The organism is Bacteroides sp. CAG:633 (genome assembly GCF_000435115.1).
Lineage (GTDB): Bacteria > Bacteroidota > Bacteroidia > Bacteroidales > Bacteroidaceae > Bacteroides > Bacteroides ndongoniae.
On the sequence record NZ_FR883057.1, the window covers coordinates 45,708 to 56,417 of the forward strand.

The 10,710-nt window shown below is 48.8% G+C and carries 5 protein-coding genes and 1 pseudogene; 1 reads left to right on the forward strand and 5 read right to left on the reverse strand.

Translation table 11 applies throughout. The annotated features are described in order from the left end of the window. Positions 1-211: 211 nt before the first annotated feature. The 4 genes from QVP67_RS07070 to QVP67_RS07085 all read right to left on the reverse strand — a co-directional run bounded on the left by QVP67_RS07070 (position 212) and on the right by QVP67_RS07085 (position 9,425). Positions 212-1,123: a nucleotidyltransferase gene (locus QVP67_RS07070; protein ID WP_022162868.1), complete on the reverse strand. Its 912-nt coding sequence runs from the start codon at positions 1,121-1,123 to the stop codon at positions 212-214. A 151-nt stretch (positions 1,124-1,274) separates the two neighbouring features. After that, on the reverse strand, positions 1,275-3,629 hold the full coding sequence (gene tamL, locus QVP67_RS07075; RefSeq protein WP_288179995.1) for a translocation and assembly module lipoprotein TamL: 2,355 nt from the start codon (positions 3,627-3,629) through the stop codon (positions 1,275-1,277). Between the two features lie 23 nt (positions 3,630-3,652). Continuing rightward, entirely contained in the window at positions 3,653-8,209 is a 4,557-nt protein-coding gene (locus QVP67_RS07080) for a translocation/assembly module TamB domain-containing protein (RefSeq protein WP_288179996.1), read from the reverse strand. 562 nt (positions 8,210-8,771) lie between these two features. Further along, the gene (locus QVP67_RS07085; protein WP_022162871.1) at positions 8,772-9,425 is read right to left on the reverse strand and encodes a DUF1349 domain-containing protein; all 654 of its coding nucleotides are present in this window, start codon (positions 9,423-9,425) and stop codon (positions 8,772-8,774) included. A gap of 120 nt (positions 9,426-9,545) precedes the next feature. Here QVP67_RS07085 and QVP67_RS07090 point away from each other — a divergent pair, with 120 nt between their 5' ends. Then, the gene (locus tag QVP67_RS07090) at positions 9,546-10,328 is read left to right on the forward strand and encodes a response regulator transcription factor (protein ID WP_288179997.1); all 783 of its coding nucleotides are present in this window, start codon (positions 9,546-9,548) and stop codon (positions 10,326-10,328) included. A gap of 45 nt (positions 10,329-10,373) precedes the next feature. Here QVP67_RS07090 and QVP67_RS07095 read toward each other — a convergent pair. Beyond that, positions 10,374-10,710, reverse strand: a pseudogene (locus QVP67_RS07095) (hybrid sensor histidine kinase/response regulator); the annotation flags it as partial.

A 10,710-nucleotide genomic window follows, 5' to 3' on the forward strand; every position in this document is an offset into this window, starting at 1 on the left:
ACTTCATTTTAATATCAGCTAAAGCTGCGCTATACATCATATATGGAACTTCAGCAGCATGCTGCATTCTGTATGGAAATTTGGCGTTTTTCAAGTATAAATTACTGCAATATTCGCAAGATTTTCTGATATTAGCAAGCAAAAGGACAACAAAAAAAGCGTGAAGCCTCTACAGGTTCACGCTTTTATATCATTTTGTCTAACTATATGATCAGAACAACTTAGCTGGATATTCACCGGCATCAACTAATGCCTTGATCTTGTCAACTACGCTTTGACGATCTTCCGGATAGGTAACGCCAAACCATTTGCTGGTAGTATCCAATACCTCTACAGTAGCAGTGCCTTCGTTGATCAGTTTATCTACCATCAACGGAATAAAGAACTCGCTCTTCAGATTTTCCATGTTTTTCGGATCGCTCAGGAAAGTCTTGAAGAACTCTGCGCTATAAGCAAAGTAATCGGGAGTAAAGCCCCAGAAGTTCATGCTGACCGGAGTTGTGTCGGCTGTAGCTGTCCATTCACCGTTGTCATCAATATACTTCACTTCACCGTCAATGCGTTGGATCTTAGTACGTTCTACTACAGAAGTCAACAGATGCTTGTCGTCTGTAGTACAAATACCACGTGATACAGTTCCACTTTCGCTCAGTGTGTTACCTACACGGAAACCAACCATTGAATATACATTCTTGGAACCTTCCGGCAAGTTAGCAAGGAATTTACCCATTACTTGGAAAGAATCACGTCCGTAGAAGTCGTCGCAGTTGATTACAGCAAAAGGTTCCTTAATAACGTCGGCGCCCATCATTACTGCATGGTTTGTACCCCACGGTTTCGTACGGCCTTCAGGGCAAGTAAAACCTTCGGGCAGTGCGTCCAATGACTGGAATACCAATTCACACGGAATATGATTTTCGTATTTAGACAGAATCTTATCACGGAAATCTTGTTCAAAATCCTTACGGATAACAAAAACAAGCTTGCCAAATCCGGCCTTGATTGCATCGTAGATAGAATAATCCATAATGGTTTCACCATTCGGACCCAGTCCGTCCAATTGTTTCAAGCCTCCGTAACGGCTACCCATACCAGCAGCCAGCAAAAATAAAGTTGGTTTCATATCAGTTATATTAAAAATAGGTTAGTATATCGTTTTGCATAGATAATGCGACAAAGTTAAAGAATTTTGCTGGAATAATCCAATAAAATTGCCGGAATACAACCAAAATAACCTACACCCCACAAACAGACCTACTTATTGTAACAAACTATCAGAACGGATAACCAATGGCAAAATGTACAGCCAAGCTATCGCGGAACTTCGGAATATTATAATAACCCGACTTGCCAGTGTCGTAAGGATTATGAAGTCCGACACCACAGTCGACACGGAAAACAAGAAAATCCAAATCGTAACGCAAACCGACTCCCGTGCCCAAAGCTATCTGGTTGGCAAAATCTTTCAGAGTCAGTTCACCACCGGGTCGGGAATCGTCCTTACGCATCAGCCACACGTTACCCGCATCGAGGAACAAAGCTCCGTGTAAATCACTGATAATACGGAAACGATACTCCACATTGGCTTCGAAACGGATATCACCCACATGATTGATGAACGAGTACTTATTGTCTTCATCGGGCGGATAGCCACCAGGACCGATATTACGCGCCGTAAAAGCACGTACACTGTTGGCACCACCGATATAGAACTGTTCGGTATAAGGTGCCGTAATAGCATTGCCATACGACCAAATGGCACCGGCAGCTATACGTGAAGCAATCATCTGATTTCTGTCTATCCGGAAATGATAACGAAACTCCGTATTCAACTTCAGGAATTGGGCAAAAGGTACCCCCAACAGCGTTTTATCCCTTTTACTGAAAGGTTCACCAAACATTCGGTAAATCGCAGAAGTCAGGTTACCTGCCGATGCTACGGTTGTCTGCCACCAGATGGGGTTACGTACCGAACGCAATGAAGCGTTGTCGTATGTATAAGTATACTCTATGGCCGGAACAAACTGGTCGCGCAAGCTGACATACAGAGCCGGATTTTCTGCCTGCAGATTCTGAAACGCCTCTGTAGGATTACGCAGCACATTAAAGGTTAGCCGGAAAGGTGTAAAGCTATGCTTGCTGGTAGGCTTGGGTTGAAAATCATACGTAGCGTTTCCGCCAAAAGCCAGCAATTTATAGTACTTGGCACGATTCAGCTGATCAACATACAGACGGAAAGTTGTCGTAGCCGGAAAGTCATACTCACGATCGCCCATCCGGGGAAAAACAACACGCGGAAACATCAACGACGTGGATAGGCCCATTTCGTAACTGTTCATCAGCGAAGAACGGTCTTTACCCGTCTGCCATTCGTAAGACCCGCTCAACTTCACATTCCACGTCTCGCCACCACCAAACACATTGTTCTTCGTCAACGTAAACGATGCTCCCGGACCAGTCTGGTTGTTACTTTTCATCTTTACATTGAAGTCGAACTCAGCATCGTAAGGCTTGTCGAGCATAGCCACAATCTTAACATCGAGCGTATCGGAAACAAGTGCCGTATCGCGAGGCACATATTGAATATCGGCATAACGGAAAATGCCAACGTTGGACAAACGACTTTGCACACGGCTCTGACGGTAAGCGCTATACAGTCCTTCGAAAGAGCGACGACGTGTGATACCGGTACTGTCCTGCACCTGACGCTTCATGCGATAACCCTGATAGTTCGTCCATCGGTACACCATATTGGGACGAAGTTTTAACTTGTCATGATAATAAATCTTCAGACCTTTGTACTCCACACTATCATTGGGCATTTCTCCTTGTCTTCCCATCAGGAAAAATGATTTCCGCCCCACATAGAAAGGCCGTTCTGCCTGTTTCGACATGCCAGCAACCGGTACCATACGCATAGCCACATGCCCACCGGGCATCAGCGTAGTATCGGCCTGGTATACCAGATAATCGGGACGGAAATAATAACATCCTACGTTGCGAAGCAAATCACTGATGCGAGTACGTTCACCATCCAGATCGAGTACATTAAACTGCTCGCCCGGACTGATGAGCGACCGGCGACGGCTCGCCTCCATGATGCGCAGCGTACGTTCACTGAAACCGTGATAGGTCACCGTATCAATCACATAAGGATTGCGCATGTCGACCGTATACTGCAACTTGGCCTTCAGCGAATCCTTCGGGTCGATAAAAGTCTGATAACTCACCGTACCATTGAAATAACCATAATCGCGCAACAGATTGCTCGCCGCTTTCTGACGGATATCGGGATTGACTGAGGAAAGCAATACCGGCTTGGCTGCAAACTTATTGAATATCCAGCGGCCGATGCCTTTCTCGTACTTCACAAACCCATTGTATACCCACAGGCCAAAAGGAAACGGAATGCGCACGGTCGAACTGCCGAAAAAGGAATTGTTCGGAGCAGTGGCAAGGGCAGCTTCAATCTCTTCCATAGCCGTCTCGCCTACCGGCGTAGTGCTGCGGTTTTCCACGATCATCGGCTTCTGTCCCGTATAGAGTATTTCTCCTTCGGGCAGATGTTTCGTTGTAGAACATGCCGACAGAAAAGCCACACCTATTATATATAATATCAGTCGTTTCATATCTTTTCTCCTCATTCTTCTTGTCACTCTTCTACCAGTTTTTCGTCCTTCTTCTTATTACGCTTGAAGATGAAAAGCTCGCCCAAGCGGTCCATTTTCCGGCGAAGTACAAGACCGACACCTGTTTCTGTAATTTCACCGTCCAGAATACTCTCGTAGTTCTTGTTGTGGAACACACGCACATAACGGGTACCTGAAGCATCCAACCGATACTCCAGCGAGATGTTGTCAATGAACGATTCTACATCATTGGTGGCATTGGCTCCGGTCGATACCTTGCCGCCAATCACAATTTGTACGCGGTCGTTGAAGAAGCGTTGCGAATAGCGGAAACTTACATCGGTCTGTTTCTCGCCAGTTTCGGCTGCCGTCCGGTCCTCAATGCCTACGCTGAAGCTGGCATCCATCTTCTCGAACGCCGAACCGGCAAGAGCATTGATCTGGCTCTGCAGCACACTGTTCAGCGCGGCACCCATATTCAGGCCGCCTCCTTTGCCGCCGTTCTTCATGTAGACACCCGTAGCAAGCATGGCAATGGCCTGCGTACTACGCTCCTCGGCTCCCATAGCCTGCAGTTCGTTCTCGACCGTTGCATCTTCAGGAGCCGTAATGTCGAACACCAGATCGGGTGCTTCCAAGCGGTTCTTGATAGAGATGGAAACATCGAAGCTGACCATCCTCGACCCGCCGTTATCATCGCTGGCCACCGAAGCACGTTTACGCTCTGTTGCCTTCAGGTTCAGGATAGGATTCATCAGATCGCCTCTCCACTCCACATAACTGCCATTTGTCAGCTGGAATTCTTCCAACGGAATGACAGGAAGCGAATACTTCAGTCTTCCTCCCGACAGCGTATAGCGCCCGTTCAGATTCATATCACCCATCGGGGTATATTGCAGCGTAAGGTCGCCGCCGCCTTCCAGCACTACGTAATTACTGCGGTCGGGATTGAGGTCGGCCCGCAACTGCACAGAGTTGTCTATGTGAACCGATACAACCATATCCATTCCGCCCAGCGACAACGTCGGTACCTCGGCCTGCCGGACAGTGGTCGTGTCGGAAAACGAGGTAAAGGTTACCAGACCCTCCAGACGGTCCTGTACCGTCAGCGGCGAATCGGTCATGACGTATGTCACATCGGTGTTGCTCAACAGATTCATATTGCCTCGCATCACCAACGCATCCAGCGGACCGCGTACGGTGGCCATCAGGTCGACACATACCTTGCCGTACACCAGACTTTCGCGGGTGCGCGGAGCATCGAGCAATGTATAATTCTTTGCCCGCAGATTCAAGTCAGCAGTAGGCCGGTTCATATCGCGGAAATCAACATTACCGTCTATCGTGAAAGGATTGCGGCTGGTCGTATAAATGGCAAACTGATTGAACAACAACCGATTGTTTTCGAAACGTATCGGGCGGTTGTCAAACCAGAACTTTGCTCCCGCCTGACGGGCATATACCGACACACTATCCAAAGAAATGTCACCATTAAGCACAGGTGTATCCAACGAGCCTTCCAGATGCAATCCGCCGCCCACATGTCCGCTAAGCTGTACCATACGGTCGGGCACAAAAGCATTGGCTATTTGCAGAGGGAAACGTTCCAACGTAGCCATTACGTCCAGCGATTCCTTCTCGCCTTTCTGAGTAAGGGTTCCGTCGGCAGTCATTACTTCCTCATCGTCCACCATCAGATAAGAGTTGAGGTAGTGTTGCCCCGTTTCACCGGGCAGCCAGGTAGCACCCAATCCCACATCGCCTACCGGCTGTTTCTCGTACGTCAGTTGCTTGATGTTTGCCTCGGCCGACAGTTGCAGGGAAGTTGCAGTCTGTACATAGTGTGCCTCAGCCGAGAACAGTCCTGTTATGCGAGGCATATAAGGCATGATAGCAGTCAGCTCGCTCAGCCGGAAACGATCGAGTTCGATATTCATGTTCTGCAACGACACTGTATCGTCCCTGGCCGACTGCATACGGAAACACATACCATCGTCGCTATCCATATCCACATTGGCGTACAGACGCATGTCCTTGTGCAGATACAGCCAGTTGGCCTCATCGGCAAAATGAAACTTACGGAAAGCAATGACAGGTTCCGACGGAGTAAGGCGGAATAATACTCCATTGCCTTTGCCATTTCCCTCTGTCAGCGGACGGGCATTAATGCCGAACAACAGTCCTGTACGGCCTTCACCATCCACAAAGTCAGCGGTCAGTTCGGCATCCTCGCTGCGTATCTCGCCCGTCAGCGTGCTGCGGAATACAAACTGAGGGTTGCCGGGAGCATTGACGACACCTCCTTGCAGCTTCATGCGGGTCGTGTCTTGTGCGATGGCAAAGAACAGCGTATCGAGCTGCAACGAGTCGACGTGCAGTCCGTGTAGCGCTGTTCGTCCGTTGATACCTATTTCGGGAGTAAACCCAAAGCCTAAACTGAAATCATTGTAAGAAATGTTTTTCGTTGCCAGATAATAGCTGACAGGATTTTCCTTTCCTGCCGTCAGATACATGCCTGCCGATGGAAGCAACTCGCGCAGGGCAGCATGATCCAGCTTACGGTTGTCTATCTGGGCTGTCAGCTCTTTCATGAAGCGATCGGACTGATCAAGCAAATGTTTCAGCGTATTCTCGGCACGGAAATTCAGCTTCAAATCGCCCGCATTCATATTCAGTTTGATGGAGTCTCGACGGGCCTCCGCTCCTACCGCAAAGGCAAAAGGACGCTTCAGAGGCTGGGGGGCGATGCCCAATTTATGCAAATCGAGTTGAGCCACATCCATTTTCAGTTTACCGTCCAAATAGCGACGGTCGAGGCGCATATCGGCATCGGCCTGCATCTGCAACAAAGCATTGTCACTGGTCAGGCTGACCGTAGCAAGCTGAGACTTCAGCCCGGCATCCAGATGTACACCCGACACGTTCCAAGGGCCATACTGCAGTCTATCCAGTGATGCCTGTACGGTAGCCTTTGTCCGATATGAAGTAAAGTCGGTTCCCTGCCCCTTGGCACGTACTTTAGCTGATAGCAGATAAAGGGAGTCTTTCGGCAGGAAGTGATGCAGTTGCAGAGAGTCTATCACCAAATCAGCTTCGTAAGTCTCGGCAGACGTATCATAAAAAGCATTCAGATCGAGAAGCCCGTGTCCTTCGTTCAGTTTCAGCTGGGCTGTATAGCGTGAGCCTTCCAGATCGAGACGTGCTCCCAAGTTCATACTGTCAGGGATGATAAAAGAACCGTCGGAAGCTGTTCCGGCCAAGTCGGCCAGAAAGTTCAGGTCGTGCGTCTGCATCTCGAAGTCCAGCGTTCCTGTGCGTGTCAGGCTATCAGTCAGGTTCCACAATTCGCCCCCGCCGCTCAGCGAGAAGGCTCCCGGCAGATCGGCCGTAAAGCGTGAAATCTGCATCTGTTTCAGGTTACCTTCTGTACCGGCATGAATCACCAACGGGCGGAAGGGATAAGATTCCTTGAAACTGTCGGGCAGGCCACCGGCAAAGAGCAATACATCCTGTTTACCGATAAAGGCATTGAAGCGGGCCGACAAGCGTCCGGTAGTGGGTATATCGACCAACTCCCAATAGGTTTGCGCCGTCAGGTTCATTTCGCTGTTGGGCGTCTGCAGTTGCAGGGAAGGCACCCGTATCACAGTCGAATCAGACAGCAAGCGTCCGGTCAACGACGTAACACTCAGTCCGGAACGCTCGTTCATCGAAAATTCGCGTATCACAGCACTCATATCTCTGCCATGATACAACACCGAGTCAACTCCTATCCGTATGTCGCGCAAGGCTATGTGCGATGCGTCGAAACCTTCGGCTGGCTGAGCCGAACCGGAATCATACGTAAGTGTGGCTCCAGCAAGCTGAAAGCGGCGCCAGCCATAAAGCTGACGTCCCAAGTCGACAGTGGCATCTTCCAATCCCACTTCTTCAAGACGGGCAGCCAGCTGCATCGAGTCGAGCGGCATGTCGAGGCCGACCGATATGTTTTTCAACCGCATGGTGTTCAGTTTCACCTTCCAATTGACAGGCGTCGAAGTCGTATCGGGCACAGCCTCGGTTGTGTCGGCCAGCATCACCTGCAAGTGAGTATCGGCCAGTTCCACATCGTTCAGTACGACAGTTTCGTTCATCAGGTTGATACCGTGACTTTTAAGCGAAAAGTTTCCAAGTACCCCCTTGACAAGCATTCCGTCTACCAGATTGGAAGTATTGACTGTAGCCTGATTCAGCGTAATGTCGTCCACCTCGACCTGCCCACGTAGCAAAGGCCAGGCCTGCACATGCACATTCAGACTTTCCAGGGTAAGCAACGTATCAGGCTTCATCACTCCCGCCGAAACGTCAGCAGGCTGTATCACCTGCACTCCACGTACCAGCAGATTCAGTGGAAAACGCAGGTCGATACGCTCCACGGAGATGTCCATACCCGTTGATTCGGATGCAATAGACGTTATCTGCTTCCGCAGAAAATTCTGAACCGGAGGCACATAAAGCAATATCATCAGCAGAACGAACAGCAGGACCGGCGTGAGCAATATCCAGGCCACCCATTTCAACCATTTCTTTTTCTTTTCCATACACAAGATACGAAGTGTTTTTCTGTAAAGGACGGCGAATCATACCTATGCCAAACTACACAAGCCACATCCCTCCCTCACAAACATTCACAAAGTAAACAATTAATTTCGACATTTGTTGCTCTGAGGCAGAAAAGTATTTCACCTTTCACAGCAACCAACTGGTAAATAGCCGTTTACGGTGAAACGTGAAACATAGCAACCGCCATAGAAACGCTTGTGAAAGAAAAAAGTATGCCCATACGCCTCTACCGGAACACCTTCCAAACATGCGTACGGCATAAAAGAAACATTGTTCTCTCCGGAACAAAAACAATACAAAATACAAGACTCTGTATTAAAGCCTTTTACAGTACTCCCTACAACAGCCCAGCAACCCCGATATACAACACTTGCACGGCTCGCGAGCCGTACAAGTGTTGCTCGCAAGTGTTGCTCGTGAGCCGTACAAGTGTTGCTCGCGAGCCGTGCAAGTGTCCCACACGAGCGACACAAGTGTGGTAGAAAGGCTGCAAATACACGTATCGTAGTGTCTGCAGCCTAATCGGAAAAACAGGCAAACTTACTCGGCATTTTTCTTAAGCCACTCCAGTCTGCGCTGGTCGGGCAAGTGTTTCACCTTGAAGTGCTCGAAGGTAGCCTTGAACCCCTCGCCATCGGGACTGGCTCCCATCAGTCCGACCTGCATGGGGATATTATCCTGCATCCAGGCATTGCGCATCAGTATATATTCCTTGTCGTCGAAAGAATAAAACACTTCGACAGCATCAAGTCGTCTAACGGCCTTTATCCAGACACAATCCACTTTTTGATCCAGAGCAATGACGCTCCAGTCGGAAGTTTTGTGAGTGACTACCGTACTCAAATTGAATTTTCCGTCCACAAACTCAATACCGGCCTTGATATAGTTCTCGTGATCGATGCGCAGCATGAGGCCTGCCTGGTCAAAACGCGCTTTATAGTCTCCCGTCACCTTCACCTTGGCTTCGAACTCGCCTCCATACGTGGCGTAGTAGAAAGGCGCATCGTCCACTGTAAATCCGTAGTGCGAAATACGCCAATAGTCACTCTGAGGCGTCACAAACATGGACAATGTACGCCCCTCTATTTCCCATTCTTCCGGTTCGTTGAACCACTGCATTTTTTCCAAAGACTGTGCCATAGCCGACTGTAAAGACATTGCAACAAATAAAATTGATAATACCCGTTTTTTCATCTTGAACTTGTTTTAAAACTATTGCCAAAGGCCGATTGTAGCTTTTCCGGCACTTTTCTGATCGGTCTTTGTACAAATTGATTATTTTTGCAAAAATACAGTCTCGCATCCAACTGTACAATGACTATTAATAACCATTTTGCCATGGAAATCATCCATCAGCTGAACAACGAACTACTCAAACCAGCGTCCGACGGCATGCCAGTGTGTCCCGACGAACTGAACTACTTCAAAGACATTGCCCGAAGCTACGCCTGTACCGAACAGGCCATTGCCGTACTGAGCGACATGCATACAGACACTAGCTACATTTACTATGGCAAGTTTGCGGAAACCCTCGGCCTTAAAGAAGACAGCAAAGTCGAACGGATCTACTCCATCTGGGAAGAAAAAATCCTCCAGCTTATCCATCCGGACGACCTGAACAGCAAATACCTGCAAGAACTCCGCTTTTTCCATTTCGTAAGGAAACAACCCAAGGACAAGCAATCGTCCTTCTTTCTGATGAACAAGTTGCGTATGAAAAATCTCGCCGGAAACTATATCTGGGTACTGCACAGACTGTTCTACATCGCTATGTCTCCTACCAGCAACAACTTATGGCTGGCATTATGTCTGTACAACCCTCTTCTGTTTGACATATCGGCAAAAGGAATCGTAGCCAACGCCGTCAGCGGACAGACAATCGAGCTGAAAGACGACAACGACCTCAATATCCTCTCCCGACGCGAAAGGCAAGTCCTTCAGCTGATCAGCCAGGGAAGAACAAGCAAAGACATCGCCGACGAACTGTACATAAGCATCAACACCGTGAACCGGCACCGGCAGGAGATATTAAACAAACTGCAAGTGAGGAACTCCATCGAAGCCTGCAGAATAGCCAAAGAAATGAAAATTATATAGCCCCGTTTCCAATCTGTCAGCCTGCAACAGAATTTCCGGAAGACGTCAGAATTCTTTCTTCAACTGCTCCAACACCTCATCGACCTTGGCGAGTACCTCTCCCGTGCATTGTTTCAGGTGGTCGGTGAAAGGTACATCGCGGGCTGCCTCCAACTCGCGCAAACGTACGACCAGTTCCGTCGCACCAATCAGGGTGAACAGCGGTATCATCTTATGCGCTACGGCCGAAACCTCTTTCAGATTACCGTCATCAAGGCCTTTCTTCAAGCGTTCTCTATTCAGCCCGGTCTCGGTAGCAAAACTTTCGAGGATGGACTTCGAAGCCTCGGCATCGTTACCCGAAAAGGCGGTCAGTGCCGAGAAGTTATAACCATGCGGTGAA

What these genes read in the sequence shown, in the direction of transcription:
- QVP67_RS07070 (WP_022162868.1), bottom strand. Translation starts at nt 1,123, where the DNA reads ATGAAACCAACTTTATTTTTGCTGGCTGCTGGTATGGGTAGCCGTTAC.
- tamL (WP_288179995.1), bottom strand. Translation starts at nt 3,629, where the DNA reads ATGAAACGACTGATATTATATATAATAGGTGTGGCTTTTCTGTCGGCA.
- QVP67_RS07080 (WP_288179996.1), bottom strand. Translation starts at nt 8,209, where the DNA reads ATGGAAAAGAAAAAGAAATGGTTGAAATGGGTGGCCTGGATATTGCTC.
- QVP67_RS07085 (WP_022162871.1), bottom strand. Translation starts at nt 9,425, where the DNA reads ATGAAAAAACGGGTATTATCAATTTTATTTGTTGCAATGTCTTTACAG.
- QVP67_RS07090 (WP_288179997.1), top strand. Translation starts at nt 9,546, where the DNA reads ATGACTATTAATAACCATTTTGCCATGGAAATCATCCATCAGCTGAAC.